The sequence below is a fragment of the Xenophilus sp. genome (assembly GCF_044462705.1).
GTDB lineage: Bacteria > Pseudomonadota > Gammaproteobacteria > Burkholderiales > Burkholderiaceae_C > Xenophilus > Xenophilus azovorans.
In genome coordinates this window covers 35,477-62,030 of the sequence record NZ_JBIQNC010000003.1, presented here as the reverse complement: position 1 = coordinate 62,030, position 26,554 = coordinate 35,477, and the positions used below count along the sequence as shown (strand labels likewise).

General features: G+C 71.8%; 21 protein-coding genes. 13 read left to right on the top strand and 8 right to left on the bottom strand.

Going from position 1 to position 26,554, the window contains the following annotated elements; genetic code table 11:
- The first annotated feature begins 74 nt into the window (after window positions 1-74).
- Window positions 75-1,166: an iron-sulfur cluster carrier protein ApbC gene (apbC, locus tag ACIY1X_RS01390; protein WP_399677458.1), complete on the top strand. Its 1,092-nt coding sequence runs from the start codon at window positions 75-77 to the stop codon at window positions 1,164-1,166.
- A 10-nt stretch (window positions 1,167-1,176) separates the two neighbouring features.
- On the opposite strand, the gene ACIY1X_RS01385 is transcribed toward apbC, so the two are convergent.
- Window positions 1,177-2,340, bottom strand: a complete 1,164-nt coding sequence (locus ACIY1X_RS01385) for an ATP-binding protein (protein WP_399677457.1) — start codon at window positions 2,338-2,340, stop codon at window positions 1,177-1,179.
- Window positions 2,341-2,393: 53 nt separating this feature from the next.
- Between ACIY1X_RS01385 and ACIY1X_RS01380 the strand changes: the two genes are divergently transcribed.
- The 5 genes from ACIY1X_RS01380 (at window position 2,394) to ACIY1X_RS01360 (ending at window position 8,871) form a co-directional block, all read left to right on the top strand.
- A complete protein-coding gene (locus ACIY1X_RS01380) occupies window positions 2,394-3,425 on the top strand; it encodes a LysR substrate-binding domain-containing protein (RefSeq protein WP_399677456.1) in 1,032 nt (343 codons plus the stop codon).
- A 136-nt stretch (window positions 3,426-3,561) separates the two neighbouring features.
- Complete coding sequence (locus tag ACIY1X_RS01375; RefSeq protein WP_399677454.1) at window positions 3,562-4,146, top strand: formate dehydrogenase subunit gamma; 585 nt, start codon at window positions 3,562-3,564, stop codon at window positions 4,144-4,146.
- Window positions 4,143-5,711, top strand: coding sequence for a formate dehydrogenase beta subunit (locus tag ACIY1X_RS01370; protein ID WP_399677453.1), 1,569 nt, complete (start codon window positions 4,143-4,145; stop codon window positions 5,709-5,711). Before ACIY1X_RS01375 ends, ACIY1X_RS01370 begins: the two co-directional genes overlap by 4 nt.
- Window positions 5,712-5,728: 17 nt before the next feature.
- Window positions 5,729-8,635, top strand: a complete 2,907-nt coding sequence (gene fdhF / locus ACIY1X_RS01365; protein WP_399677452.1) for a formate dehydrogenase subunit alpha — start codon at window positions 5,729-5,731, stop codon at window positions 8,633-8,635.
- Between the two features lie 5 nt (window positions 8,636-8,640).
- Window positions 8,641-8,871, top strand: coding sequence for a formate dehydrogenase subunit delta (locus ACIY1X_RS01360; RefSeq protein WP_399677450.1), 231 nt, complete (start codon window positions 8,641-8,643; stop codon window positions 8,869-8,871).
- A 31-nt stretch (window positions 8,872-8,902) separates the two neighbouring features.
- Here ACIY1X_RS01360 and ACIY1X_RS01355 read toward each other — a convergent pair whose 3' ends face one another.
- The gene (locus ACIY1X_RS01355) at window positions 8,903-9,115 is read right to left on the bottom strand and encodes a molybdopterin-binding protein (RefSeq protein WP_038210146.1); all 213 of its coding nucleotides are present in this window, start codon (window positions 9,113-9,115) and stop codon (window positions 8,903-8,905) included.
- Window positions 9,116-9,217: 102 nt separating this feature from the next.
- Between ACIY1X_RS01355 and fdhD the strand changes: the two genes are divergently transcribed.
- From fdhD to ACIY1X_RS01330, 5 genes are all read left to right on the top strand, one after another.
- The gene (gene fdhD / locus ACIY1X_RS01350) at window positions 9,218-10,108 is read left to right on the top strand and encodes a formate dehydrogenase accessory sulfurtransferase FdhD (protein ID WP_399677448.1); all 891 of its coding nucleotides are present in this window, start codon (window positions 9,218-9,220) and stop codon (window positions 10,106-10,108) included.
- 141 nt (window positions 10,109-10,249) lie between these two features.
- Window positions 10,250-10,804, top strand: a complete 555-nt coding sequence (locus tag ACIY1X_RS01345; RefSeq protein ID WP_399677446.1) for a ferritin-like domain-containing protein — start codon at window positions 10,250-10,252, stop codon at window positions 10,802-10,804.
- Window positions 10,805-10,870: 66 nt separating this feature from the next.
- Window positions 10,871-13,390, top strand: a complete 2,520-nt coding sequence (locus ACIY1X_RS01340; RefSeq protein WP_399677444.1) for an ABC transporter permease — start codon at window positions 10,871-10,873, stop codon at window positions 13,388-13,390.
- Between the two features lie 25 nt (window positions 13,391-13,415).
- Window positions 13,416-14,993 (top strand): AAA family ATPase, encoded by a 1,578-nt coding sequence (locus tag ACIY1X_RS01335; protein WP_399677442.1) that lies wholly within the window; start codon window positions 13,416-13,418, stop codon window positions 14,991-14,993.
- Between the two features lie 92 nt (window positions 14,994-15,085).
- Window positions 15,086-15,454, top strand: a complete 369-nt coding sequence (locus tag ACIY1X_RS01330; RefSeq protein WP_399677440.1) for a TraR/DksA family transcriptional regulator — start codon at window positions 15,086-15,088, stop codon at window positions 15,452-15,454.
- A gap of 15 nt (window positions 15,455-15,469) precedes the next feature.
- Here ACIY1X_RS01330 and ACIY1X_RS01325 read toward each other — a convergent pair whose 3' ends face one another.
- The 6 genes from ACIY1X_RS01325 to ACIY1X_RS01300 are packed head-to-tail and all read right to left on the bottom strand — an operon-like array spanning window position 15,470 to window position 22,286.
- Window positions 15,470-16,438, bottom strand: coding sequence for a formylglycine-generating enzyme family protein (locus ACIY1X_RS01325; protein ID WP_399677438.1), 969 nt, complete (start codon window positions 16,436-16,438; stop codon window positions 15,470-15,472).
- A gap of 6 nt (window positions 16,439-16,444) precedes the next feature.
- On the bottom strand, window positions 16,445-18,094 hold the full coding sequence (locus ACIY1X_RS01320) for an arylsulfatase (protein WP_399677437.1): 1,650 nt from the start codon (window positions 18,092-18,094) through the stop codon (window positions 16,445-16,447).
- Window positions 18,091-19,140 carry an ABC transporter ATP-binding protein gene (locus ACIY1X_RS01315; RefSeq protein ID WP_399677435.1) on the bottom strand — a complete coding sequence of 350 codons (1,050 nt, stop codon included), beginning with the start codon at window positions 19,138-19,140 and terminating at the stop codon, window positions 18,091-18,093. Before ACIY1X_RS01315 ends, ACIY1X_RS01320 begins: the two co-directional genes overlap by 4 nt.
- Window positions 19,137-19,982, bottom strand: a complete 846-nt coding sequence (locus tag ACIY1X_RS01310; RefSeq protein WP_399677433.1) for a carbohydrate ABC transporter permease — start codon at window positions 19,980-19,982, stop codon at window positions 19,137-19,139. Before ACIY1X_RS01310 ends, ACIY1X_RS01315 begins: the two co-directional genes overlap by 4 nt.
- Window positions 19,979-20,866, bottom strand: coding sequence for a carbohydrate ABC transporter permease (locus ACIY1X_RS01305; protein ID WP_399677431.1), 888 nt, complete (start codon window positions 20,864-20,866; stop codon window positions 19,979-19,981). Before ACIY1X_RS01305 ends, ACIY1X_RS01310 begins: the two co-directional genes overlap by 4 nt.
- A 4-nt stretch (window positions 20,867-20,870) precedes the next feature.
- Window positions 20,871-22,286, bottom strand: a complete 1,416-nt coding sequence (locus ACIY1X_RS01300; protein WP_399677429.1) for an ABC transporter substrate-binding protein — start codon at window positions 22,284-22,286, stop codon at window positions 20,871-20,873.
- A gap of 167 nt (window positions 22,287-22,453) precedes the next feature.
- On the opposite strand from ACIY1X_RS01300, the gene ACIY1X_RS01295 reads away from it, so the two are divergent.
- Both ACIY1X_RS01295 and ACIY1X_RS01290 read left to right on the top strand, forming a co-directional pair.
- On the top strand, window positions 22,454-23,512 hold the full coding sequence (locus ACIY1X_RS01295) for a LacI family DNA-binding transcriptional regulator (protein WP_399677428.1): 1,059 nt from the start codon (window positions 22,454-22,456) through the stop codon (window positions 23,510-23,512).
- Window positions 23,513-23,648: 136 nt separating this feature from the next.
- Window positions 23,649-26,507 (top strand): aconitate hydratase, encoded by a 2,859-nt coding sequence (locus ACIY1X_RS01290; RefSeq protein WP_038210120.1) that lies wholly within the window; start codon window positions 23,649-23,651, stop codon window positions 26,505-26,507.
- The last annotated feature ends 47 nt before the right edge of the window (window positions 26,508-26,554 follow it).

Here is a 26,554-nt window from a genome sequence, read left to right as displayed (position 1 = left end):
GAGGGGCTTGTGGAGGGTGAGGCCGAGGACATGGAGAGGACCCGTAGACTAAGCGCCCACGAGGAGTTTCATCAATGGCAGTCACCCCAGGGGTCCTTGCGGACGCGCTCCAGGCCGTCGCGGACCCGAACACCGGCAAGCCCCTGGCGGCCGGCAAGTCCCTCCAGAACATCCGCATCGACGGCAACGACGTCGCCTTCGAGATCGAGCTGGGCTACCCGGCCAGGAGCCAGCACGACGCGCTGCGCCGCGCGCTGGTCGATGCCGCCAGGGCGGTGCCCGGCGTGGGCAACGTGTCGGTCGGCTTCACGCTCAACGTCGTCAGCCATGCCGTGCAGCGCGGCGTGCAGTTGCTGCCGGGCGTGAAGAACATCGTGGCCGTGGCCTCCGGCAAGGGCGGCGTGGGCAAGAGCACCACCGCCGCCAACCTGGCGCTGGCGCTGGCCGCCGAGGGCGCCAGCGTCGGCCTGCTGGACGCCGACATCTACGGCCCCAGCCAGACCATGATGATGGGCGCCGGCGGCAAGCCCGAGAGCACCGACGGCAAGACCATGGAGCCTATCCGGGCGCACGGCCTGCAGCTCATGTCCATCGGCTTCCTGGTCGAGCCCGACCAGGCCATGATCTGGCGCGGCCCCATGGCCACCCAGGCGCTGGAGCAGATGCTGCGCCAGACGAACTGGAAGGACCTGGACTACCTGGTCGTCGACATGCCGCCCGGCACCGGCGACATCCAGCTCACGCTGAGCCAGCGCGTGCCGGTGACGGGCGCCGTCATCGTCACCACGCCGCAGGACATCGCCCTGCTCGATGCGCGCAAGGGCATCAAGATGTTCGAGAAGGTGGGCGTGCCCATCCTCGGCATCGTGGAGAACATGGCGGTGCACGTGTGCACGAACTGCGGCCATGTGGAGCACATCTTCGGCGCCGAGGGCGGCAGGAAGATGGCGGCCGACTACGGCATGCCCTACCTGGGGGCGCTGCCGCTGGCCCTGTCGATCCGCGAGCAGGCCGACGGCGGCCGCCCCACCGTGGTCGCCGAGCCCGAGGGCGAGATCGCCGCGCTGTACCGCGAGGTGGCGCGCCAGGTGGCGGTGGGCATCGCGCTCAAGGCCAAGGACTTCTCGGCGAAGTTCCCGACCATCACGGTGAGCAAGGACACCTGAGGCGGCAGGATCAGGCAAGGGCGGCCAGCAGCGCGGGCAGGTCCCACACCGGCACGACCTCCACGCCGTTCCTGAACGGAAAGCGCCGCGCCACCGGCGCGACGATGACGCCGCGCGTGGGGCGCAGGTCTTCCAGCGCCTGCCAGAAGCCCCGGCTGACGGTGGGCGCGGAGGAGAACTTGACTTCGATGCCGAGCGAATGCCGTCCGGCCTGCACGACGATGTCCATCTCTGCTCCCGCGGCCGTGCGGTAGAAGCTCATCTGCGCGCCTTCGGGCAGATGGGCGGCCACCTGCTCGACCACGAAACCTTCCCACGAGGCCCCCACGATCGGGTGCCCCTGCAGGTCCGGCAGGCTGGCGATGTTCAGCAGCGCGTGCAGCAGCCCGCTGTCGCGGATGTAGACCTTGGGCGACTTGACGAGCCGCTTGCCCACGTTGGGCAGGCAGGGTTCGAGCCGGCGCACCAGCATCGTGTCGACGAGCAGGTCGAGGTAGCGCGTGGCGGTGTGGTGCGAAGCACCCCCGAGGGACAGCGCCAGCTGCGAGGCGTTGAACATCTGCCCCTGCAGGTGGGCCAGCATGCGCCAGAAGCGGTGCAGTGCGTCGGCGGCCACGGCCACGCCCATCTGCGGGAGGTCGCGCTGCAGAAAGCTCTGGATGAAGTCCTGGCGCCACGCGTAGGCGAGCCGGTCGCCGGGCGCCAGGTGCGCCAGCGGGAAGCCGCCGCGCAGCCAGAGCGTCTGCAATGCGGCCAGGTCGGCCGGCACCTCGCTGGCCAGCAGGGGCGTCAGTTCCAGGTAGCCCACGCGGCCGGCCAGCGACTCGGCGCGCTGGCGCAGCAGGGCGCCGCTGGCCGAGCCCAGCAGCAGGAACCGGCCGGCCCGCCGGTCGGCGTCGATCTCCGGCCGCAGGTGCGTGAACAGGTCGGGCAGCATCTGCACCTCGTCCAGCACCACCAGCTTGTCGCGGTGCTGGGCGAGGAAGAGTTCGGGCTCGGCCAGCTGCGCCCGGTCGGAAGGGCGCTCCAGGTCGAGCACCAGCGTCTGCGGGCGCCGGTCCGCGACGCAGCGCGCCAGCGTCGTCTTGCCCACCTGGCGCGGTCCCAGGAGCACGACGCCGGGGTAGAAGTCCAGTCGTTCGAGCAGCAGGGCGCTCAGCTCGCGGTCGATCATCCTTGCATTCTGGCTGTCATGCTGCCAATATTCAAGGAAATTCACGCCGCCCCATGAACCTGCTCGCCTCCCTGCGTTACCTCGCCGCGCTCAGCGAGCACAAGCACTTCGGCCGTGCGGCCGCGGCCTGCCACATCACGCAGCCGGCGCTGTCGAATGCCTTGCGGGCGCTGGAGGCGGACTTCGGCGTGGTCATCGTGCGCCGGGGTCGCGCCTTCGCGGGCCTGACGCCGGAGGGCGAGACCGTGCTGGCCAGCGCGCGCCGCATGCTGCACGAGCACGAACTGCTGCAGCAGGCGCTGAAAAGCGAGGCGGGCAGGCCGCGCGGGCACCTGCGCATGGCCGCCGTGCCCACCGCCATCCCGCTGCTCACGCGCTTCGCCGCGCGGCTGCAGGCACGACACCCGGGCATCGTGCCCACGGTGCTCTCGATGAGTTCGGTGGAACTGGAAACGGGCCTGGACACGCTGGCGCTCGACCTCGCGCTGGGCTACATCGAGCGCAAGGGCCGGCCGGCGGCGGGCGGTGCCACCCGCCGCAACGCCTGGCCGCAGACCGTGGAGCACTACTTCCTGCTGCGCCGGCGCGAGGAGGCTCCGCCGGCTTCCAGGCGCGCCGCCAGGGCTGCCGCCCCGGCGAAGGCGGGGGTGGGGAAGAAGTCCGCCGACCCCCAGGACCTGCACATCGGCGCGTCCATCGGCTGGGCCGAGGCCGCGCGCCTGCCCCTGTGCCTGCTCACCCCGGAGATGCACAACCGGGCGATCATCGACCGCGCCTTCGCCGATGCCGGGGCCGAGGTCGCGCCCGCCATCGAGACCAACTCCGTCCTCGCCCTGGCGCTCAGCGTGCTGAACGGCAGGGTCTGCGCCGTGCTGCCCGGCGCCATGGTCGACACGGTGCGCGGGCAGGGCGAGCTGGAGGCGCTGCCGCTGGTGGCGCCCGAGGTGCGCACGCCCATCGGCTTCATGGCGCCCGCGGCCGTCAAGCCCTCGCGGGCGCTGGAGGCGGCGCTGGCGATGCTGCAGGAGCCGACATGGAAGGCGGAGGTCGGCGGCCACAGCGGGGCCCTGCACAAGAAGCGTTGACCCGCGGTGATTTCCGGATTGAATCCCTTCATACACCGATCCAATTTGCCCCCGGCGCCCCGCCTGCCTAGACTTTGACATTCCCGCTCCGCGGGCGCCGCGCCCTGCGCGGCTTCGTTGTCCAGGTCCCAGGCACATGACACACCCAGACCTTCCCCCGGCCCGCAAGGAGACATTGCTGGCCACGCCCGACGAACTGCGCGACCGCCTGCGGCAACTGGGCAAATCCTCCCTGCCCGCCGATGACCCGCGCCGCGCGGCGGTGCAGGAGATCGTGGCGGCACATGCCGGGCAGCCGGGGGCGCTGCTGCCCATCCTGCACGGCGTGCAGGACGCGCTGGGCTTCATTCCGCCCGTGCTGGTGGGCGACATCGCCGGGGCGCTGAACCTCTCGCGCGCCGAGGTGCACGGGGTCGTGAGCTTCTACCACCACTTCCGCAGCAGCCCGGCCGGGCGCCACGTGCTGGAGGTGTGCCGCGCCGAGTCCTGCCGGTCGATGGGTTCCGAGGCGCTGTGGGCGCATGCCTGCGACAGCCTGGGCCTGCCTGCCGAGGGCGGCACCACGCCCGACGGCGCGGTCACGCTGCAGCCGGTCTACTGCCTCGGGTTGTGCGCGCAGTCGCCCAGCATCGCGCTGGACGGGCAGCCGCGCGCGCGCATGAGCGCGGCGCGGCTCGATGCGCTGGTGGCGCGCAGCGTGGTGGACGAGGTGGCGGCATGAGCGGTGCGCCCGTCAGGGTCTACGTGCCCCGCGACAGCGCCGCACTGGCGGTGGGCGCCGACGAGGTGGCCGACGCGCTCGCGCGCTACTGCGCCGAGCGCGGCCAGGCCGTCGAGATCGTGCGCAACGGCTCGCGCGGCCTGCTGTGGCTGGAGCCGCTGGTGGAGGTGGCCACGCCCGCCGGCCGCGTGGCCTACGGCCCCGTGGCGCCGGAAGACGTGCCGGCCCTGCTCGATGCCGGCCTGCTGGCGGGCGGTGCGCACCCGCTGCGCCACGGCCCGACCGACGAGATGCCCTGGCTGAAGTCGCAGGAGCGCCTGACCTTCGCGCGCGTGGGCATCACCGATCCGCTCTCGCTGGCCGACTACGAGGCGCACGGCGGCTGGGCCGGCCTGCGGCGCGCGCTGGGCATGCCGGGCGAGGCCGTCGTGGCCGAGGTGCTCGACTCCGGCCTGCGCGGCCGCGGCGGTGCGGCGTTCCCGGCGGGCATCAAGTGGAAGACGGTGGCCGCCGCGCCGGCGGCGCAGAAGTACGTGGTCTGCAACGCCGACGAGGGCGATTCGGGCACCTTTTCCGACCGCATGGTGATGGAGGGCGACCCCTTCATGCTGGTCGAGGGCATGGCCATCGCGGGCCTGGCGGTGGGTGCCACGCGCGGCTACGTCTACGTGCGATCCGAATACCCGCATGCGGTGGCCGTGCTGCGCGAGGCCATCGCGCGCGCCGAGGGTGCGGGCTTCCTCGGCGCCGACGTGCTGGGCAGCGGCCGCGCCTTCCGCATGGAGGTGCGCAAGGCCGCCGGCGCCTACGTGTGCGGCGAAGAGACGGCCATGCTCGAAAGCATCGAGGGCAAACGCGGCCTGGTGCGCGCCAAGCCGCCGCTGCCGGCCATCCAGGGCCTGTTCGGCCAGCCCACGGTGATCCAGAACGTGATCAGCCTGGCGACGGTGCCCATCATCCTGGCCCGGGGCGCGGCCTTCTACAAGGACTTCGGCATGGGCCGCTCGCGCGGCACCCTGCCCGTCCAGCTGGCCGGCAACGTGAAGCAGGGTGGGCTGGTCGAGAAGGCCTTCGGCATCACGCTGCGCCAGCTGATGTTCGACTACGGCGGCGGCACGGCCTCGGGCCGGCCGCTCAAGGCCGTGCAGGTGGGCGGCCCGCTGGGCGCCTACGTGCCCGAATCGCAGTGGGACCTGCCGCTGGACTACGAGGCCTTCGCCGCCGTCGGCGCGGTGGTGGGCCACGGCGGCATCGTGATGCACGACGACACGGCCGACCTGGCCGGGCTCGCGCGCTACGCGATGGCGTTCTGCGCCATCGAGTCCTGCGGCAAGTGCACGCCCTGCCGCATCGGCTCCACGCGCGGCGTGGAGGTGATCGACCGCATCGCCGCGAGCACCGGCGAGGCGCGCGAGCAGCAGGTGGAACTGCTGCGCGACCTGTGCGACACCATGCTGCACGGCTCGCTGTGCGCCATGGGCGGCATGACGCCGTACCCGGTGCTCTCCGCACTGGACCACTATCCCGAAGACTTCGGCCTGCAGCCCGCGGCCGCCGGCGCCTGAAAAACTGGAGGCCCACGATGACCTCATCCGCCCAAGAGATGGACTACGGAACCCCCGCGCGCGCCACGGCCCGCGAAGTGACGCTGGAGATCGACGGCCGCAGCGTGACCGTGGCCGCCGGCGAATCGGTGATGCGTGCCGCCATCGAGGCCGGCGTGCAAGTGCCCAAGCTCTGCGCCACCGACAGCCTGGAGCCCTTCGGCTCCTGCCGCCTGTGCCTGGTGGAGATCGAGGGGCGCAAGGGCTACCCGGCCTCGTGCACCACGCCGGTCGAGCCCGGCATGAAGGTGCGCACCCATTCGCCCAGGCTGCACCAGCTGCGCAAGGGCGTGATGGAGCTGTACATCTCCGACCACCCGCTCGACTGCCTGACCTGCGGCGCCAACGGCAACTGCGAGCTGCAGGACATGGCCGGCGCCACCGGCCTGCGCAACGTGCGCTACGGCTTCGACGGGGCGAACCACCTGCAGGACGCCAAGGACGAGTCCAACCCCTACTTCACCTACGACCCGAGCAAGTGCATCGTCTGCAGCCGCTGCGTGCGCGCCTGCGAGGAGACGCAGGGCACCTTCGCGCTGACCATCGACGGCCGCGGCTTCGACTCGCGCGTGGCGGCGGGGCAGAACGAGGACTTCATGGACAGCGAGTGCGTCAGCTGCGGCGCCTGCGTGCAGGCCTGCCCCACCGCCACGCTGCAGGAGAAGTCGCTGATCGAGCTGGGCCAGCCCTCGCACAGCGTCGTCACCACCTGCGCCTACTGCGGCGTGGGCTGCGGCTTCAAGGCCGAGATGAAGGGCAGCGAGGTGGTGCGCATGGTGCCGTGGAAGGACGGCAAGGCCAACGACGGCCACTCCTGCGTCAAGGGCCGCTTCGCCTGGGGCTACGCCACGCACCCGGACCGCATCACCAGGCCCATGATCCGCGCGAAGATCACCGACCCGTGGCGCGAGGTGAGCTGGGAAGAGGCGATCGGCCACGCGGCCTCTGAGTTCCGCCGCATCCAGGCCAAGTACGGGCGCGACGCCGTGGGCGGCATCACCTCCTCGCGCTGCACCAACGAGGAGACCTACCTCGTGCAGAAGCTCATCCGCGCGGCCTTCGGCAACAACAACGTCGACACCTGCGCGCGCGTGTGCCATTCGCCCACCGGCTACGGCCTGGGGCAGACGCTGGGCACCTCGGCCGGCACGCAGACCTTCAAGTCGGTGGAGGAGTCCGACGTCATCATGGTGATCGGCGCCAACCCCGGCGCCGCGCACCCGGTCTTCGCCTCGCGCATGAAGAAGCGGCTGCGCGAGGGCGCGAAGCTGATCGTGATCGACCCGCGCCAGATCGACCTGGTGAAGTCGCCGCACATCCGCGCCGACTTCCACCTGCAACTGCGCCCGGGCACCAACGTGGCCGTGATCACCGCCATGGCGCACGTGGTGGTGACCGAGGGCCTGCTGGCCGACGCCTACATCGCCGAACGCTGCGAGGATGCCTCCTTCCAGGCCTGGAAGGCCTTCGTCGCGCGGCCCGAGAACTCGCCCGAGGCGACCGAGCGCGTCAGCGGCGTGCCCGCCGAGCTGCTGCGCGGCGCCGCGCGCCTGTACGCCACCGGCAGCGCCGACGGGCGGCGCGGCGAGCGGCCCGTCAACGCCGCCATCTACTACGGCCTGGGCGTGACCGAGCATGCGCAGGGCTCGACCATGGTCATGGGCATCGCCAACCTGGCGATGGCCACGGGCAACGTCGGGCGCGAGGGCGTGGGCGTGAACCCGCTGCGCGGCCAGAACAACGTGCAGGGCAGCTGCGACATGGGCTCCTTCCCGCACGAGCTGCCGGGCTACCGCCACATCGGCGACGCCGCCGTGCGCGGCCGGTTCGAGGCTGCCTGGGGCGTGGCGCTGCAGGCCGAGCCGGGCCTGCGCATTCCCAACATGTTCGAGGCCGCGCTGGACGGCAGCTTCATGGGCCTGTACTGCGAGGGCGAGGACATCGTGCAGTCCGACCCCGACACGCAGCACGTGGCGGCGGCGCTCTCGGCCATGGAGTGCATCGTGGTGCAGGACATCTTCCTGAACGAGACGGCCAAGTACGCGCACGTCTTCCTGCCCGGCTCCTCCTTCCTGGAGAAGGACGGCACCTTCACCAACGCCGAGCGCCGCATCTCGCGCGTGCGGCAGGTGATGGCGCCGCTGGGCGGGTATGCCGACTGGGAGGTGACGCAGCTGCTGTCCAACGCGCTGGGCTACCCCATGAACTACCGCCATCCGAGCGAGATCATGGATGAGATCGCTGCGCTCACGCCCACCTTCGCCGGCGTGAGCTACGAGAAGATCGACCGCCTGGGCAGCGTGCAGTGGCCCTGCAACGAGGGCACCGACGAGGGCGGCACCGCGACCATGCACATCGGCGGCTTCGTGCGCGGCAAGGGCCGCTTCTTCGTCACGCAGTACGTGGAGAGCGACGAGAAGGTCACGCCGCGCTACCCGCTGCTGCTGACCACCGGGCGCATCCTCTCGCAGTACAACGTGGGTGCCCAGACGCGGCGCACGCCCAACAACCGGTGGCACAGCGAGGACCGGCTGGAGATCCACCCCGTCGACGCCGAGGACCGCGGCATCGTCCACGACCAGTGGGTGGCCGTGCGCAGCCGCGCCGGCGAGACCGTGCTGCGCGCCACGATCACCGAACGCATCCAGCCGGGCGTGGTCTACACCACCTTCCACTTCCCCGAGTCGGGCGCCAACGTCATCACCACCGACAGCTCCGACTGGGCCACCAACTGCCCCGAGTACAAGGTGACGGCCGTGCAGGTGATGCCGGTGAGCCAGCCCTCGCGCTGGCAGCAGGAGTTCCAGCGCTTCCACGCCGAGCAGCTCGGCCTGCTGAACGCCGCCCGCGCGCCGCAGGAAGCGGCGGCGGTCATGGGCAAGTGACGACGATGGATGCCGGCAACCTGGTCCGCATGGCCAACCGCATCGGCGACTTCTTCGAGTCGCAGCCCGACCGCGCCGCGGCGCTGGCCGACATCGCCGACCACTTGCGCAAGTTCTGGGAGCCGCGCATGCGGCGCGAATTCCTGGCGCTGCTGGAAGGCGGCGCGGCCGGCGAGCTCAAGCCGATCGTGCGCGAGGCGGTGCTGGCGCATCGCGCCGAGCTGATGCCGGACTGAATGCGGTCCGGTCCGGCCGGCGCCTCGGCCCTCAGTCGTCGACGCCGATCATCACGCTGGAGGCCTTGATCACGCCATAGGCCTTCGCGCCCTCCTTGAGGCCCAGCGCCTGGGCCGAGTTGCTGGTGATGGTGGAGGTGATCTGCACGCCCGGCGCGATCTCCAGCGTGACTTCGGTGGAGACCGGGCCGCGGACGATGGAGACGACGGTGCCGGGCAGGACGTTGCGTGCGCTGATCTTCATGGGGGTCTCCTGGGGCGAGGGGAGGGAAGAGGGTGCAGTGTGCCCCCCGCGCGCGCCGCGCGTCCATTCGGGGTGTAATGAAGCCTGCCTGCCATCGACCGCATGAACGCCTCCACCTCCACCCCTGCCGTCTCCGAAGCCGACGCCCTGCCCGCGCTCGCGCATCTGCCGGTGCAGGTCGCCACCGTCGAGGGCGCGGCCGTGCGGCAGCAGGCGCGCCAGGACGTGCTGGCGGCCGAGGTGCCGGTGTCGCTGGTCTTCAACGGCATCGCGCACGCCGTGATGATGGCGACGCCGCGCGACCTGGAGGACTTCGCGCTGGGCTTCGCGCTCAGTGAGGGCATCCTCGACGATGCGGCGCAGTGCTACGGCATCGAGGTGCGCGCGCTCGCCGCGGCCGAGGCCGGCCTGCCGCCCGGCGTGGATGCGGTCGAGGTGCAGCTGGAGGTGGCCACGCGCGCCTTCGAGCGGCTGAAGGACCGGCGCCGTAGCCTGGCGGGCCGCACCGGCTGCGGGGTGTGCGGCGTCGAGAGCTTCGCCGGGCTGGACCTGGACCTGCCGCGGCGCCCGGCGCCGGCGTGGATCGGCCGCGTGGACCTGCCCACGGTGCTGCACGCCTTCGCCCAGCTCGCGCCGCGCCAGGCGCTCAACGCCGAGGCCGGCGCCATCCACGCCGCCGCCTGGGCGAGCGCCGACGGTGCGCTCGCCGAGGTGCTGGAGGACGTGGGCCGCCACAACGCGCTGGACAAGCTCATCGGCCGCCTGGCGCGCGCCGGGCGCCAGGGCGAGCCCGGCTTCGTGCTGATGACCAGCCGCGGCAGCCACGAACTGGTGCGCAAGTGCGCCCGCGTCGGCATCGCGGCGATGGCGACCATCTCGGCGCCCACGGCCATGGGCGTGCGCATGGCCGAGCTGTGCGGCCTGACGCTCTGGGGGCTGTGCCGCGCGCCGCGCGGCGTGCTGTACGCGGCGCCCGCGTCCTCGGGCTCCTAGCCGCCGCGGGCGGCGTGCCGTCCGAGCGCGCTTGTCGGACGTGTCTCGCAGACACCGTGCCCTGCCGGGGCTACCGTGGGCGATACCGGTGCGCGGCGGCCCCGCCGGCGCCGGCCATCCCCACGAGAAAAGGAAGCTCCCATGAGTTCGAATGCGTCTTCGTCCAAGCCCGGCAAGCTGGTGCTCGACCAGGCGAGGCTGGATGCCGCCAAGCAGAGCCTCGACCAGGGCGCCGTCACGCCCGACCTGGGCCGCTGGCGGGAGGACATCGTCCAGTTGCTCAACGACGCGCTGGCCACCGAGCTGGTCTGCGTGCTGCGCTACAAGCGCCACCACTTCACGGCTACCGGGCTCGAGTCCCCGGCGATCGCGGAAGAGTTCCTGGTGCACGCCACCGAGGAGCAGGCCCATGCCGACAAGATCGCGCAGCGCATCGTCCAGCTGGGCGGAGAGCCCGACCTGAACCCCGACAGCCTCACCCGCCGCAGCCACGCCGACTACGACGAGGCGCTGGACCTGCACGCGATGATCCGCGCCAACCTGGTGGCCGAACGCGTCGCCATCGAGGCCTACACGCAGATGATCGAGCTGATCGGCGGCAAGGACCCCACCACCCGGCGGCTGATCGAGCAGATCCTCGAACAGGAGCAGGAGCACGCCGACGAGCTGTCGGACTGGATGACGAAGGCGAAGTAGGCGCCTGCGGCCGCGATGACCCGCGGCGCCCAGGGGCGACCCGCCCTTGGGCTATCGTCGCTCCCCATGAACGCCGCCATCCGCCTGGGCTGGCGCACCCTTCGCCGCGACCTGCGCGCCGGCGAACTGCGCCTGTTGATCGTCGCCGTGCTGCTGGCCGTGGCCGCGCTCACGGCCGTGGGCTTCTTCGCCGACCGGCTCCAGGGCGGCCTGCAGCGCGACGCGCGCCAGCTGCTCGGCGGCGACGCGGTGCTGGTGACGGACAACCCGACGCCGCCGGCCTTCGCGCAGCGCGCCGCGGCGCTGGGGCTGGACGGCGCGATGACCTACACCTTCCCGACCATGGCGCGTGCACCCGACGCGCAGGGCGGCGCCAGCCGGCTGGTGGCCTTCAAGGCGGTGGCGCCGGGCTACCCGCTGCGCGGCAGCCTGCAGGTGGCGGCCACGGCCGACGGCGCGGGTGAGACCACGCGCGAGGTGCCCGCGCCCGGTCAGGTGTGGGTCGACGCCGGGCTGCTCGCCGCGCTCGATCTCAAGGTGGGCGACACGCTGCTGCTGGGCGATGCGGGCCTGGCGATCTCGCGCGTGATCGTGATCGAGCCCGACCGCGGCGCCGGCTTCATGAGCTTCGCGCCGCGCGTCATGGTCAACCAGGCCGACGTGCCGCGCACCGGCCTCGTGCAGCCGGCCAGCCGCATCACCTACCGCTTCGCCGTCGCCGGCGGCGCCAGGGCGGTGAAGGCGTTCTCCGACGAGCTGGACGCCGTCATCAAGAAGGGCGAGCTGCGCGGCGCGCGGCTGGAGTCCTTCGAAAGCGGCCGCCCCGAGATGCGCCAGACGCTGGACCGCGCGAGCAAGTTCCTCAACCTCGTCGCGCTGCTGGCGGCGCTGCTTTCGGCCGTGGCGGTGGCGCTGGCGGCGCGCGGCTTCGCGGCCCGCCACCTGGACGACTGCGCCATGCTGCGCGTGCTGGGCGAGAGCCAGCGCGCCATCGCCACCGCTTACATCGTGGAGTTCGCGCTGGTCGGCCTGGCGGCCAGCCTGCTCGGCGTGTTCGTGGGCTGGGGCGTGCACCACCTCTTCGTGCTGCTGCTGGCCGGGCTGGTCGAGACGGCGCTGCCCGCGCCCACGCTGTGGCCGGCCGCCTTCGGCATCGGCGTCGGGCTGACGCTGCTCTTCGCCTTCGGCCTGCCGCCGGTGCTGCAACTGGCCCGGGTGCCGCCCCTGCGCGTGATCCGGCGCGACGTCGGCGGCCTGCGGCCGGCCTCGGCGGCGGTGCTGGGCGTGGGCACGCTGGGCTTCGCGGCCCTGCTGCTGGCGGCCAGCAGCGACGTGAAGCTCGGCGGCATCGCGGTGGGCGGCTTCGCCGGCGCGGTGCTGCTCTTCGCCTTGCTGGCGTGGGTGGCGGTGAAGCTGCTGCGCCGGCTGGTCAACGAGGCCACGGCGCCGCGCTGGCTGGTGCTGGCGACGCGGCAGATCTCGGCGCGGCCGGCCTATGCGGTGGTGCAGGTCAGCAGCCTGGCGGTGGGCCTGCTGGCGCTGGTGCTGCTGGTGCTGCTGCGCACCGACCTGGTGGCGAGCTGGCGGCGCGCCACGCCGCCGGATGCGCCCAACCGCTTCGTCATCAACGTGATGCCCGACCAGGAGGAGGCCTTCCGCACGGCGCTGAACGGCGCCGGCGTGGGCCGCTACGACTGGTATCCGATGTTCCGCGGCCGGCTGGTCGCCATCAACGGCAGGCCCGTCTCGCCCGACGACTACGCCGACGACCGCGCCAAGCGCCTGGTGGACCGGGAGTTCAACCTCAGCAACGCGGCCGACAAGCCGCCGCACAACGAGATCGAGCAGGGCGCCTGGACGAGCGGCGAGGCCGGCAGCGTGAGCGTGGAGGAGGGCCTGATGGAGACGCTGGGCCTGAAGATGGGCGACACGCTGAGCTTCGACATCGGCGGCATCCCCAGCGAGGCGCGCATCACCTCCACCCGCAAGGTGGACTGGGGCTCGATGCACGCCAACTTCTTCGTCATGTACCCGGTGGCCGCCATGCCGGCCGAGGTGCCCGTCACCTTCATGGGCGCCTTCCGCGCGCCGGAGCGCCAGGGCTTCGACAACGCGCTGGTGCGCCAGTTTCCCAACGTCACCAATGTGGACATGAGCGCCACCATCGCCCAGGTGCAGCGCGTGCTCGACCAGGTGATCCGCGCGGTGGAGTTCCTCTTCGGCTTCACGCTGGCGGCGGGACTGGTGGTGCTGTTCGCCGCCGTCACCGCCACCCGCGAGGAGCGCGCCAGGGAGTTCGCCGTGATGCGTGCCGTCGGCGCCCGCGCCGCGCTGCTGCGCCAGGTGCAGCGCGCCGAACTGGCCGGCGTGGGGCTGCTGGCCGGGCTGCTGGCGAGCATCGTCGCCTCGGTCATCGGCTGGGGCCTTGCGCGCTGGGTGTTCGAGTTCAGCTGGACCGCCTCGCCCCTGGTGCCGCTGGCCGGCGGTGCGGCCGGCGCGCTGCTGGCGCTGGCGGCCGGGTGGTGGGGCCTGCGCGAGGTGCTGCGCCGGCCGGTGGTGGCCACGCTGCGGCAGGCGGCGGAGTGAACGCCGCGCCGGGCGCGAGGCACGGATGAGCGACGCCGCGTCCGCGCGCCTGGCACAGGCCCTGCGCGCGCACCTGGCGCGGCAGACCGGCGCGCCCGTGGACGCCGTGGAGACGCACATCTCCCGCCTGCTGCTGGCGCGCGATGCCGCGTACAAGCTCAAGAAGCCGGTGCGCCTGCCCTTCGCCGACTTCTCGGCCCTGGACGCGCGCCGCCGCTTCTGCGAGGAAGAACTGCGCCTGAACCGGCGCCTTGCGCCGAGCTTGTACCTGGACGTGCGGCCCGTGCTCGGCACGCCCGAAGCGCCGCGCATCGGCCGGCCCGGCGAGGCGCCCGGCGAGGCCATCGACTGGGTGCTGCGGATGCAGCGCTTCGCCACCGGCCAGGAGGCGGACGCGCTGCTGCGCCGGGGCGCGCTCACCGCGCAGGAGCTCGACGTCTTCGCCCTGCGCCTGGCGCGCTTCCATGCCGGGGCGCCGGTGGCCGCTGCGGCGCAGGGCTTCGGCACGCCGCAGCGCGTGGGCGCGGCGATGGCGGACGTGATCGAGCGGCTGGCGCCGCTGCTGGCCGGGGATGCGGACGCGGCGCAGCGGCTGGCGCGTCTGCGCACTGCCTTCGGGCACGCCCGCTCCGCGCTCGAACAGGCATGGGCCGCGCGCCTGGCCGGCGGCCATGTGCGCGAAGGCCACGGCGACCTGCACCTGGCCAACCTGGTGCGCCTGGCCGACGGGCTGACCGCCTTCGACTGCATCGAGTTCGACCCCGGCCTGCGCTGGATCGACACCCTGGCGGACCTGGGCTTCCTGACCATGGACCTGAAGGCCCACGGACGGCCCGGGCTGGCCTGGCGCTTCCTCGACCGCTACCTCGAAGCCGCGGGCGACCACGGCGGCCTGCCGGTGCTGCGCGCCTACGAGGCCTACCGCGCCGGCGTGCGCGAGCTGGCGGCCCGCCTGCGCGAGGCGGGCAGCGCGCCGCTGCCGCCGGCCCGACCGGCCTACCTGGCCTGCGCCGAAGCCCTGGCCGCGCCGGACGGCTGCCGGCCGCGGCTGCTCGTGACGCACGGCCTGTCGGGCTCGGGCAAGTCCACCGTGGCCGCCGCGCTGCTGGAGGCGGCCGGCGCCGTGCGCCTGCGCTCGGACGTGGAGCGCAAGCGCCTGGCGGGCCTGGCGCCGCTGCAGCGCTCCGCCGACGCCGGCCTGGACATCTACACCGCCGAGGCGACCGCGCGCACCTTCGACCGCCTGCACGCGCTGGCCGACGTGGCGCTGCGGGCCGGCTATGCGGTCATCGTCGATGCCGCCTTCCTGCGCCGCGCCGAACGCGAACGCTTCCGCACGCTGGCCCGCGAACGGCACGCGCCCTTCGCCATCCTGCATTGCCATGCGGACGAGCGCGCGCTGCGCGAGCGCGTCGCCCGCCGGCAGGCGCTGGGCGCCGACCCCTCCGAGGCCGGCCTGCAGGTGCTGGCCCGCCAGGGCGGCTGGGCCGAGCCGCCCGGCGCCGACGAGCTGCCCGTCACCATCGACGTGCCCACCGATGTACCGTGGGACGCAGCCGCGCTGGCCCGGCGCTGGGCGGCGCTTGACTTGCCTCAAGCCTGAGGCGAACCTGCGCTGGCATGCTGGAGGCATGCATCGCGCCCCGGCACCCCGAGCCGGCGGCCTGGACACCATCTCACCAGAGGCCTCCTTCCATGACCGCACTCGACGAACCCCAACGGCAGCAGCTTCGCGCCCGGCTGGCGCAGCGCCAGGCCGAACTGCTGCGCGAACTCGGCCAGTTCCAGCGCGACCGGCTCGACATCGCTGCCCAGGAGGCCGGCCACGAGGTCATCGACCAGGCCGAGGTGGCCGAGCGCCGCGAACGCGAGGACGTCGGCGAGGCCGAGGCCAGCCGCGACCACGACGAGCTGGTGGCCGTGCGCGCCGCACTGGCGCGCATGGACGACGGCAGCTATGGCGAATGCATCGACTGCGGCGTCGACATCGGCTTCGCGCGGCTGTCGGCCCAGCCTGCCGCGGCGCGCTGCCTGCCGTGCCAGGAGAAGGCCGAGCGGCGTTGAGCCGCGGCGCGCCGCTCAGCCCGCGTCGGCCGCCAGCCTGAAGCCGATGTTGCTGCTGCTGCTGTGCGGCGCGTTCGAGCTGCGCGCGGCAACGCGGTAGCGGTTGCAGTAGCTGTCGTGGCACAGGAAGGAGCCGCCGCGCATCGAGCGCTGGCCGCTCTCGCGCGTGTCCAGCGGCGACTCGTGCGGCGTGGCGCGGTGGTAGTCGGGGTGGAAGGCGTCCGCACACCACTCCCACACGTTGCCGCACACGTTGAACAGGCCGAAGCCGTTGGGGGCGAAGGCGTCGGCCGGCACCGGGCCGGGCTGCCAGCCCGGCGCCGGCGCATCGGGGAAGGCGTCGCCCTGCCAGGTGTTGCAGCGGCGCTCGCCGTCCGGCATCAGCGCGTCGCCCCAGGCCAGGCGCCGGCCTTCGAGCCCGCCGCGGGCGGCGTATTCCCACTCGGCCTCGCTGGGCAGGCGCGCGCCGGCCCAGGCGCAGTAGGCCCGGGCATCGTTCCATGACACGTGGACCACCGGATGGCCGGGGCGCGCATGGACGTGCGAGCCCGGGCCTTCGGGGCGCTGCCAGCACGCATGCTCGACCGCGCGCCACCAGGGCAGGCCCGGGGCGGGCGCAGCGGCCTGCCGCAGCGCGGGCGGCAGTTGGTGTGCGAAGACGTAGGAGTGGCCGATGCGCTCGGCCTCGGTGACGTAGCGCGTGGCGCGCACGAACTCGGCGAAGGCGCGGTTCGTCACCGTCGTCGGCGCGACGCGGAAGGGCGGCAGGCTCACGCGCCGCGCCGGCCCCTCGCCGTCGGCCGCGAAGCCGTCGCGGTCGTCGGTGCCCATGGTGAAGCTGCCGCCCGGCAGGGCGATCCAGTGCAGCGCTGCGCCAGGCGTGCGCCGCATGTCGACAGGCGCGGCGGCCGGCATGGCGGCGGCATCGGCCGGCCGCGTGGGCGAGCAGCACGCCTTGCGCTGCGGCGGCGCGGCCTCGTGCATCGCGGCTCAGCCCCGCCGGGCTTCCTCCACGATCTCTTCCTCCCAGAAGGCGGGCGGCGTCTGCTGCTCCTTCATGAGCTGCAGGATCTTCTCGCGCGGGATCACGCCGCAGCGTTTCGCCCAGGCCTCGTACTGCGCCTTCATGTCGGCCACGCGCGCGGGATGCTGCGCCGCCAGGTCGTGCAGCTCGGTGCGGTCGGCCTCCATGTCGTACAGCTCCCAGTCCTGCGGGTACTTGCGCACCAGCTTCCACTTGCCGATGCGCACGGCGGCGTTGCCCTCGTGCTCCCAGAACATGGGTGGGCGCTCGGGCAGGTCCTGCGCGAAGGCCGGGCGCAGGCTGTGGCCTTCCAGCGGCTCGACCGTGCGACCCTGGTGCCGGGCGGGGTAGGACGTGGCCGTCACGTCCAGCAGGGTGGCCATGATGTCGGGCAGGTAGCCCGGCGTGTGGCGCACCTCGCCGCGCTGCGCGATGCCGGCGGGCCAGTGCATGATCAGCGGCGTGGAGATGCCGCCCTCGTGGATCCAGTGCTTGTACAGCCGGAAGGGCGCGTTCGAGAGGTTGGCCCAGGCGGTGCCGTAGCTCTGGTAGGTGTTCTCGGGGCCCGGCATCAGGTCGGGGTTGTTGCCGAAGTGCACCGGCTCGCCCTTGCGCGTGGTGGCCTTGGCGATGCGCAGCTTGTGCACCAGCTCGTCCACCGTCACGTGCTCGGGGATGTCCTCGGCGCAGGCGCCGTTGTCGGCCAGGAAGATGACCAGCGTGTTCTCCATCTGGCCCGTGTCCTCCAGCGCCTTCAGGATGCGGCCGATGCCCTGGTCCATGCGGTCGATCTGCGCCGCGTAGACCTCCATGCAGCGCAGCAGCCAGGCCTTGTGCTCGGCTTCGGTCCAGGGCGGCTGCGTCGGGTCGCGCTCGGTCAGTTGCCAGATGTCGCGCAGGATGCCGCTGTCCACCAGCTTCTTCAGGCGCTCTTCGCGCAGCGCGTCCCAGCCGGCGTCGAAGCGGCCCTTGTATTTCGCGATGTCCTCCTCGTGCGCGTGCAGCGGCCAGTGCGGCGCGGTGTAGGCCACGTACTGGAAGAAGGGCGTGCCGGCATGCTCCTTCGCATGGCGGCGGATGGTGTCGGCCGCGTCGTCGCTGATGGCGTCGGTGTAGAACCAGCCGTCGTCGGCCGAGGCCTCGTGCTCCACGTTCTCGTTGCCGCGGGTGAGCGTGTTGGGGTCGTAGAAGCTGCCGGCGCCGATGATGGTGCCGAAGAAGGCGTCGAAGCCGCGCTGCATCGGCCAGGCGTCGGTCGGCTCGGTGAGGTTGCCGGCCACGTGCCACTTGCCGCTCATGTAGGCACGGTAGCCGCTGGCCTTCAGCGCCTCGGGGATGGTCACGCAGCGGTGGTTGAGGTTGCCGGCGTAGCCTTCGGGGCCGAAGTCGTAGGTCAGGATGCCGATGCCCGTCTGGTGCGGGTGCAGGCCGGTCAGCAGCGAGGCGCGCGAGGGGCTGCAGCGCGCCGTGTTGTAGAACTGCGAGAAGCGCAGGCCGCCGGCGGCCAGCCGGTCGAGGTGGGGCGTGTCGACCTCGCCGCCGTAGCAGCCGATGTCGGAAAAGCCCATGTCGTCGTTCAGGATCAGGACGACGTTCGGTTTCTTGGCTGAAGTCATAGTCTTTCTCCGCTGGCGCGGTCGAACAGGTGGGCGGACTCGGGGGCGAAGGCCAGGTGCACCGGCTGGCCTTCCGCCGGTGCGGCGCCGTTGGGCTCGGTCTTGAGCTTGGCCCGCTGCCCGCCGGCGTCGAGGTGGACCACCAGGCTGTCGCCCAGGTCCTCCACGAAATCCACGCGGGCCGGCAGGCCGGCGGGCGCGAGGCGCAGGTCGCCGGGGCGCACGCCGAGCACGACCTCGCCCTCGCGCACCGCGGCGGGTGCGACGGGGGTGCCGTTCACGTGCACCTGGCCGCCGGAGACGGTGGCGTCCAGCAGGTTCATCGGCGGCGTGCCGATGAAGCCGGCCACGGCCACGGTCGCCGGCTTCATGAAGATGTCCTTGGGCGTGCCGGTCTGCACCAGCCGGCCTTCCATGAACACCGCCACGCGGTCGGCGATGGTCATGGCCTCCTCCTGGTCGTGCGTGACGTACACCGCCGTCACGCCCAGCGCGCGCTGCAGGCGGCGCAGCTCGGCGCGGGTCTCGATGCGCAGCTTGGCGTCGAGGTTGGACAGCGGCTCGTCCAGCAGGAACAGGCGCGGCTTGCGCACGATGGCGCGGGCCAGGGCGCAGCGCTGCTGCTGGCCGCCCGAGAGCTGGCCGGGCTTGCGTTCCAGCAGGTGCGCGATGTTCACCTTGGCGGCCGCTTCCTTCACCGCCGCATCGATTTCGGCGCGGGGCGTGCCGATCATCTTCAGCGGGAAGGCGATGTTCTCGGCCACCGTCATGTGCGGGTACAGCGCATAGCTCTGGAAGACCATCGCCACGTCGCGCTCGCCGGGCTCCTGGTGCGTCACGTCGGCGTCGTCGAGCCAGACGCGGCCCTCGTTCACCTCCTCCAGCCCGGCGAGGATGCGCAGCGTGGTGGTCTTGCCCGAGCCCGAGGGCCCCAGCAGCGCGAAGAACTCGCCCGGCCGGATGCTCAGGTCCATGCCGTGCAGCGCGGTGAAGCTGCCGTGGCGCTTGACCACGCCCTCCATGCGGACGCTTCCGTATCGGCTCATCGACGACCCCCTCCCTTGACGGCGCCCACGGTGAGCCCCTTGACGATGTGGCGCTGGGCGAACAGGCCGATCAGGATGACCGGCGCCATGGCCAGCATGGCCCCGGCGGCCAGCCGCGCCCACTGCGTCTGCTCCAGCGAAATGAAGTTGTACATGGCCACGGTGACGGGCCGCACCTTGTTGCCGCCGAGCACGACGGCGAAGAGGAACTCGTTCCAGGCGTTGAGGAACACGAAGATCGTCGTCACCGCGATGCCGCCGCGCACCTGCGGCAGGATCACGTACCACAGCGTGCGCAGCCGGCCGGCGCGGTCGAGCAGCGCGGCCTCTTCCATCTCGTAGGGGATGTCCTCGAAGTACGAGACCATCAGCCACACCGCGAAGGGCAGCGAGAAGGTGAGGTAGATGGCCGTCAGGCCGCTGTAGCTGTCGAGTCCGCCGATCTTCTGCAGCACCAGGTAGAAGGGGATGATGAGACCCACCGGCGGCAGCATCTGCGTGGCCAGCACGTAGAAGCCCGAGGCGCGCTTGCCCGGGTAGCGCAACCGCGCCAGCGCGTAGGCGGCCGGCACGGCGAACAGCATGGTCAGGAAGGTGGCCCAGCCCGAGACCACGAGGCTGGACCACAGGTTGGGCAGGATCGACGAGCCGCCGGAGATCACCTCGCGGTAGTTGTCCAGCGTGGGCGTGAAGAAGACCTTCGGCGGGTAGGCGAGCACGTCGCGCTCGGTCTTGAAGGAGGTGAGCAGCCCCCACAGCACGGGGAAGGCCCACACGGCCAGCAGGAGCAGTGCGACGGCCCACAGCGCGGCATGGCGCAGCGCCTTGTTGCGGCCGTTCATGACCGGGCCTTTCGCAGCCGGAACATCAGCCAGGACACGGCCATCGTGATGCCCAGCAGCACCATCGCCAGCGAGGAGCCGTAGCCGATGTTCAGCTCGGTGAAGGAGGTGCGGTAGGCGTACAGGTTCAGGATCTCGGTGGCCGAGCCCGGCCCGCCGCCGGTGGCCGCGAAGATGGCCGCGAAGGCCGACAGCGCGGTCATCGTCCGCAGGATCACCACCATCACCACCGCCGGGCGGATCAGCGGCAGCGTGATGTGGCGGAAGCGCTGCCAGGCGCCCGCGCGGTCCAGCCGCGCCGCCTCGTAGATGTCGCCGGGCAGCGTCGAGAGCGTGGCCAGCAGCACCAGGAAGGCGAAGGGCGTCCACTGCCAGGTGTGGATGGCGATCACCGAGATCAGCGCCAGTTGCGGGTCGCCCAGCCAGTTGTGGCTGCCCAGGCCGAGCGCGCGCGTGGCCACGTCCACCAGCCCCACGTCGGGCGCCAGCACCAGCGTGCGCCAGAACAGGCCCACCACCACCGGCGCCAGCACGATCGGCAGGATGGCGCCCACGCGCAGCACGCCCTGGCCCTTCGGGATCTGCAGCACCAGGAGCGCCAGGCCCAGCCCGATCAGCACCTGCAGCACCACCGTGCTGGCGGTGTAGACCAGCGTGAGCCACAGCGAATTCCAGAAGCGCGGGTCGCTGCCCATCTGGGCGTAGTTGTCCAGCCCGGCGAAGCCCGACATCCAGGGCATGCCCAGGTCGATGCGGTTCAGGCTGTTCCATGCCAGGTAGACCAGCGGCACGGTGGTCACCAGCAGCAGCGCCAGCAGCGCCGGCGCCAGCAGCGCGAGGGCGAAGCGGCGCTCCTGCGCCGCCAGCGTCAGGGCAGGGCGCACGCGCTCAGCCCTTCATGAGCTGCGCGATGCGCGCCTGCGCCTCGTCCAGCGCCGCCTTGGGCTTCTTCTGCCCGACCAGCGCCGCCTGGATGCCGGTGGCCAGGGTCTCGCCGATGGCCGGCCACTGCGGCACGCGTGGGCGCCACTCGACGTCGGTGTCCTGCTCCAGCGAGTCGAGCGCGGCCTGGATGAAGTTGTCGCCCGCGCCCTTCATGGCATCGGCGAACTCGGGCGACTTCCACAGCGACAGCCGGTTGATGCCCGAGCGCTTCGCCGCTCCGGCGGACTTCCACGAGGTGCGCGCCTGCGTCTCGGCCGAGGTGGCCCAGATGATGAACAGCCAGGTCGCCTTCTTGGCCTTCTCCGGCAGGGCGGCGTTGATCGGGAAGCCCCAGTTCCAGATCGAGGTGACGCACTTGTCCCGGGGGCCCTTGGGCCAGCGCGCGTAGCCGATCTTGCCGGCCACCTTCGACTTCTCGGGGTTGGTGATGACGGCGGCCGAGGAATGGGCATCGATGTAGCAGCCCAGCGTGCCCTGCGAGAAGGCGTCGGCGATGTCCGGCCAGTTCCAGTTGCGCACCGCGGGCGGCGCGTACTGGCTGAGCGTGTTCACGTACCACTCCAGCGCCTGCACCGCCTCGGGCGAGTTGACGACCACGTCCTTGCCCCGGAACCAGCCGCCGCCGAAGCCCTTGAGCAGCGAGGGGTAGATGTACATGTTCTGCCCCGCGCCGGCGAAGCCGCGCAGCGCCAGCCCGTACAGGCGGTTGGCCGGGTCGTGCAGCGCCTTGGCGTTGGCCACCAGCTCGTCGAGCGTGGCGGCGGGCTTCAGTCCCTTGGCGTCGTACAGGTCCTTGCGGTAGACCTGCACCGTGACCTCGCCGTCGTAGGGGATGCCGTAGGGCTTGCCGCCGATCGAGTCGGCGTCGCGCCAGGCCTTCAGGATGTCGTCGTAGCGGAACCAGGCCGGGTCGGTCAGGCTGGCGTCGTCGAGGTACCTGTCCAGCGGATCGACCCACTTGTTGGCGACGTACAGCGGGTAGTACATCGGGTCGGCCGCGTGCGTGCCGTAGGTGCCGGTGCGCGAGGACAGGTCCAGCGTCGCCTTCTGGCGGATCTGGCCGGGCGGCACCTTCTCGATGCGCACCTTGATGCCCGTCAGCGCCTCGAACTGCGGCAGCAGCGTGCCCAGGTGGTCGAAGTAGCTGGCCGGGATGACGGCCACCGCGATGGACTCGCCCTCGACCTGCCGCCAGTTGATCTTCGCGCTGCGGTAGGGGGCGAGGTCGGCCTCCTGCGCGTGGGCGGCGCCGGCCAGCCAGGGGGCGGCCAGCCCCGCGGCGCCCAGCGCGGCGCCCTGCCGCAGCAGTCGGCGCCGGGCGGCGGAAGAGGGATCGGTGGAGGGGAGGCGATCGTTCACGGCATGTCTCCTGCGGGGGCTGCGGCGCAGCGGTCATGTAATCGATTACAGAACCCGATGTTGCGACAGAATCGGGATTTCGTCACAGGGAAAATCTCGGGGATTTCCCTGGTTTCTGATGGCGGTGAGAAATCGATTGCAGGCAAGCCGCTCCCTACAATGCGGCCATGCCGAGCCCTTCGCGCCCGCCCGCCGTCCCCGTCCTGCGCGAGGCGCGCGCCCGGGCCGGCGCCAAGGACGTCGCGCAACTGGCCGGCGTCTCCACGGCCACCGTCTCGCGCGCCCTCAACACCCCCGAACAGCTCGACCCGCAGACGCTGCGCCGCGTGATGGAGGCGGTGGAGAAGCTGCGCTACGTGCCGCACGCCACCGCCCGCTCGCTGCGCAGCCAGCGCAGCCGCATGGTGGGTGCCGTGGTGCCCTCGTTCGACTACGCGCTGTACGCCCGCACCACCAGCGCGCTGCAGCAGCGGCTGGACGCGCGCGGCTACGCGCTGGTGCTGGCCGAGCACCACTACGACCTGGCCGTCGAGGCGCGCATCGCCGCGCAGCTCGCCCAGCGCGGCGTGGACGCCTTCGTCTTCGTCGGCATCGACCACGACCCGGCCCTGTTCGCCCTGCTGGAGGACTACGGCCGCCCCTATGTGCTGACCTGGGGCACCGACCCGGCGCGGCGCCATCCCAGCATCGGCTTCGACAACCAGGCGGCCACGCGCGAGATCACCCGCCACCTGATCGGGCTGGGGCACCGGCGCATCGGCCTGCTGAGCGCGCCGGTGGAGGGCAACGACCGGGCCCGCACGCGCGGCGCCGGCGTGCGCGAGGCGCTGGCCGAGGCCGGCCTGCTGCTGGACGAGCGCTGCGTGCAGTACGCGCCCATCGCGCTGGGCGCGGCCGAGGAGGGCATGGCGCGCATCCTGGCGCAGGAGCGGCCGCCCACCGCCGTGGTCGCCACCAACGACGTGTTCGCCGTCGGCGCCATGATGGCCTGCCGCAAGGCGGGCGTGCGCATCCCCGAGGACATGTCCATCACCGGCGTCGACAACACCGACCTGGGCGCCACGCAGACGCCCGGGCTGACCAGCATCAGCACGCCGATCACGCAGATCGGCCATGCGGCGGCGGCCCAGCTCATCGCGCGGCTGGACGGGCAGGAGCACGCGCTGTTCCAGTCCTTCCCCATCGAGATCGTCCACCGGGGCAGCACCGCGCCGCCGCGGCGCTGAGCCGGCCGCCTCGCCTGCTATCGGAAAAGTAGCAATTCGCGCCGGCCGGGTGCGCCCTGGGCCTACCGCGCGGGTCATCGAAGCCTGCTATCTTCGATGGGCTCACCCGAACGAACACACCTGCAAGGAGCGCCCCATGGCTCAAGCCCACGCGTTTGCATCCGCCCTCAAGACCTTCAAGACCGCATCGGGCCAGGCCGGCCGGTACTGGTCGCTCAAGGCGCTGGCCAAGAAATACCCCAACGTCGAGAAGCTGCCGGTGTCCATCCGCATCGTGCTGGAGTCGGTGCTGCGCAACTGCGACGGGCAGAAGGTGACGGCCGAGCACGTGGAGCAGGTCGCCAACTGGCAGCCCAACGCCGAGCGGGTGGACGAGATCCCCTTCGTCGTCACGCGGGTGGTGCTGCAGGACTTCACCGGCGTGCCGCTGCTGGCCGACCTGGCCGCCATGCGCAGCGTGGCCGCGCGGCTGGGCAAGTCGCCCAAGACGGTGGAGCCGCTGGTGCCGGTGGACCTGGTGGTGGACCACTCGGTGATGGTCGACCACTACGGCACGCCCCAGGCGCTGGACCTGAACATGAAGCTGGAATTCCAGCGCAACAACGAGCGCTACCAGTTCATGAAGTGGGGCATGCAGGCCTTCGACACCTTCGGCGTCACGCCGCCGGGCTTCGGCATCGTGCACCAGGTCAACCTCGAATACCTGGCGCGCGGCGTCTACAAGTCGGCCGACGACAAGGCCGACGTGCCCACCTGGTACCCCGACTCGCTGGTGGGCACCGACAGCCACACCACCATGATCAACGGCGTGGGCGTGGTGGGCTGGGGCGTCGGCGGCATCGAGGCCGAGGCCGCCATGCTCGGCCAGCCGGTGTACTTCCTCACGCCCGACGTGGTGGGCTTCGAGCTGACCGGCCAGTTGCGCGAGGGCGTCACCGCCACCGACCTGGTGCTCTACGTCACGCAGATCCTGCGGCAGGAGAAGGTGGTGGGCAAGTTCGTCGAGTTCTTCGGGCCCGGCGCCGCCTCCATCCCCGTGCCCGACCGCGCCACCATCGGCAACATGGCGCCCGAGTACGGCGCGACCATGGGCTTCTTCCCGGTGGACGGGAAGACCATCGACTACTTCCGCGGCACCGGCCGTACCGAGGCGGAGATCGAACGCTTCGAGGCGTACTACAAGGCGCAGGGCCTGTTCGGCATGCCGGCGCCCGGCGAGCTGGACTACACCAAGATCGTCCGGCTCGACCTGGGCACCGTCACGCCCAGCCTCGCCGGCCCCAAGCGTCCGCAGGACCGCATCAACCTGGGCGACCTCGCCGCCCGCTTCGCCGAGCTGTACAGCAAGCCGGTGGAGGCCAACGGCTTCAACCAGCCGGCCGGACGGCTGGGGATGCGCCTGCCGGTGGGCTCCGGCGAGGTCGAGCCGCTGGCGGCGCCGGCGCCCTTTCCGGCGGGCGCCCCGCGCGAGCAGGTGGAGATGGTGGCCAACCGGCCGCTGCGCGACGAGGCGGCCGCCCGGGCGGCCAGCGGCGCGCCCGAGCCCTTCTCGCTGGGCAACGGCGACGTGCTGATCGCCGCCATCACCTCCTGCACCAACACCTCCAACCCCAGCGTGCTGCTGGCCGCGGGCCTGCTGGCGAAGAAGGCGGTGGAGGCGGGCCTGACCGTCAAGCCGCACGTGAAGACCTCGCTGGCGCCGGGCTCGCGCATCGTCACCGAGTACCTGGAGAAGACGAAGCTGCTGCCCTACCTGGAGAAGCTGGGCTTCTACCTGGCGGGCTACGGCTGCACCACCTGCATCGGCAACGCCGGCGACCTGGCGCCCGAGATCAACGAGGTGATCACGAAGAACGACCTCGTCTGCGCCGCCGTGCTCTCGGGCAACCGCAACTTCGAGGCGCGTATCCATCCGAACCTCAAGGCCAACTTCCTGGCCTCGCCGCCGCTGGTGGTCGCCTACGCCATCGCCGGCAACGTGATGGTCGATCTGATGACGCAGCCGGTCGGCCAGGGCCATGGCGGCAAGGACGTCTACCTGGGCGACATCTGGCCGAGCGCGCAGGAGATCGCCGACCTGCTGGGCTTCGCGATGAACGCCCCGGCCTTCCGCCGGAACTACGAGCAGATCAAGGACAACCCCGGCAAGCTGTGGAGCAGCATCCGCGGCGTGACCGGCGACGTGTACAACTGGCCGCGCTCCACCTACATCGCCGAGCCGCCCTTCTTCGAGGGCTTCGGCATGCAGCCGCAGGCGACAAGCCCGGGCTTCACCGGCGCGCGCGTCATGGCGCTGTTCGGCGACTCGATCACCACCGACCACATCTCGCCGGCCGGCGCCATCAAGGAGAGCTCGCCCGCGGGCCAGTGGCTCAAGGCCCACGGCGTGGGCAAGGTCGACTTCAACAGCTACGGCTCGCGCCGCGGCAACCACGAGGTGATGATGCGCGGCACCTTCGCCAACGTGCGCATCAAGAACCTGATGATCCCGGCCGGGCCGGACGGCTCGCGCGAGGAGGGCGGCGTCACGCTGTTCCAGCCCGGCGGCGAAAAGATGTTCATCTACGACGCCGCGATGAAGTACATCGCCCAGGGCACGCCCACGGTGATCTTCGCCGGTGAGGAGTACGGCACCGGCTCCAGCCGCGACTGGGCGGCCAAGGGCACGCAGCTGCTGGGCATCAAGGCGGTGGTGGCGCGCAGCTTCGAGCGCATCCACCGCGCCAACCTGGTCGGCATGGGCGTGCTGCCGCTGCAGTTCCTAGGCGCCGACTCGTGGCAAGGCCTGAACCTCGTGGGCGACGAGCGGATCGACGTGGTGATCGACGGCGAGCTCAGGCCGCAGCGCGACGACGTCAGGCTGGTCATCCACCGCGCCGACGGCAGCCGCCAGGAACTGGCCGTGCGCCTGCGCATCGACACGCCGATCGAGGTGGAGTACTACCGGCACGGCGGGATCCTTCCCTTCGTGCTCAGGCAACTCCTTGCCGCCTGAAAGCCGCGGCCGCCGTCCGGGCCTTGGTAGACTCGGCCGACGATGCG

Excerpts from the sequence above, each read along its gene's own strand:
- apbC (WP_399677458.1), top strand. The coding sequence starts at position 75 with ATGGCAGTCACCCCAGGGGTCCTTGCGGACGCGCTCCAGGCCGTCGCG.
- ACIY1X_RS01385 (WP_399677457.1), bottom strand. The coding sequence starts at position 2,340 with ATGATCGACCGCGAGCTGAGCGCCCTGCTGCTCGAACGACTGGACTTC.
- ACIY1X_RS01380 (WP_399677456.1), top strand. The coding sequence starts at position 2,394 with ATGAACCTGCTCGCCTCCCTGCGTTACCTCGCCGCGCTCAGCGAGCAC.
- ACIY1X_RS01375 (WP_399677454.1), top strand. The coding sequence starts at position 3,562 with ATGACACACCCAGACCTTCCCCCGGCCCGCAAGGAGACATTGCTGGCC.
- ACIY1X_RS01370 (WP_399677453.1), top strand. The coding sequence starts at position 4,143 with ATGAGCGGTGCGCCCGTCAGGGTCTACGTGCCCCGCGACAGCGCCGCA.
- fdhF (WP_399677452.1), top strand. The coding sequence starts at position 5,729 with ATGACCTCATCCGCCCAAGAGATGGACTACGGAACCCCCGCGCGCGCC.
- ACIY1X_RS01360 (WP_399677450.1), top strand. The coding sequence starts at position 8,641 with ATGGATGCCGGCAACCTGGTCCGCATGGCCAACCGCATCGGCGACTTC.
- ACIY1X_RS01355 (WP_038210146.1), bottom strand. The coding sequence starts at position 9,115 with ATGAAGATCAGCGCACGCAACGTCCTGCCCGGCACCGTCGTCTCCATC.
- fdhD (WP_399677448.1), top strand. The coding sequence starts at position 9,218 with ATGAACGCCTCCACCTCCACCCCTGCCGTCTCCGAAGCCGACGCCCTG.
- ACIY1X_RS01345 (WP_399677446.1), top strand. The coding sequence starts at position 10,250 with ATGAGTTCGAATGCGTCTTCGTCCAAGCCCGGCAAGCTGGTGCTCGAC.
- ACIY1X_RS01340 (WP_399677444.1), top strand. The coding sequence starts at position 10,871 with ATGAACGCCGCCATCCGCCTGGGCTGGCGCACCCTTCGCCGCGACCTG.
- ACIY1X_RS01335 (WP_399677442.1), top strand. The coding sequence starts at position 13,416 with ATGAGCGACGCCGCGTCCGCGCGCCTGGCACAGGCCCTGCGCGCGCAC.
- ACIY1X_RS01330 (WP_399677440.1), top strand. The coding sequence starts at position 15,086 with ATGACCGCACTCGACGAACCCCAACGGCAGCAGCTTCGCGCCCGGCTG.
- ACIY1X_RS01325 (WP_399677438.1), bottom strand. The coding sequence starts at position 16,438 with ATGCACGAGGCCGCGCCGCCGCAGCGCAAGGCGTGCTGCTCGCCCACG.
- ACIY1X_RS01320 (WP_399677437.1), bottom strand. The coding sequence starts at position 18,094 with ATGACTTCAGCCAAGAAACCGAACGTCGTCCTGATCCTGAACGACGAC.
- ACIY1X_RS01315 (WP_399677435.1), bottom strand. The coding sequence starts at position 19,140 with ATGAGCCGATACGGAAGCGTCCGCATGGAGGGCGTGGTCAAGCGCCAC.
- ACIY1X_RS01310 (WP_399677433.1), bottom strand. The coding sequence starts at position 19,982 with ATGAACGGCCGCAACAAGGCGCTGCGCCATGCCGCGCTGTGGGCCGTC.
- ACIY1X_RS01295 (WP_399677428.1), top strand. The coding sequence starts at position 22,454 with ATGCCGAGCCCTTCGCGCCCGCCCGCCGTCCCCGTCCTGCGCGAGGCG.
- ACIY1X_RS01290 (WP_038210120.1), top strand. The coding sequence starts at position 23,649 with ATGGCTCAAGCCCACGCGTTTGCATCCGCCCTCAAGACCTTCAAGACC.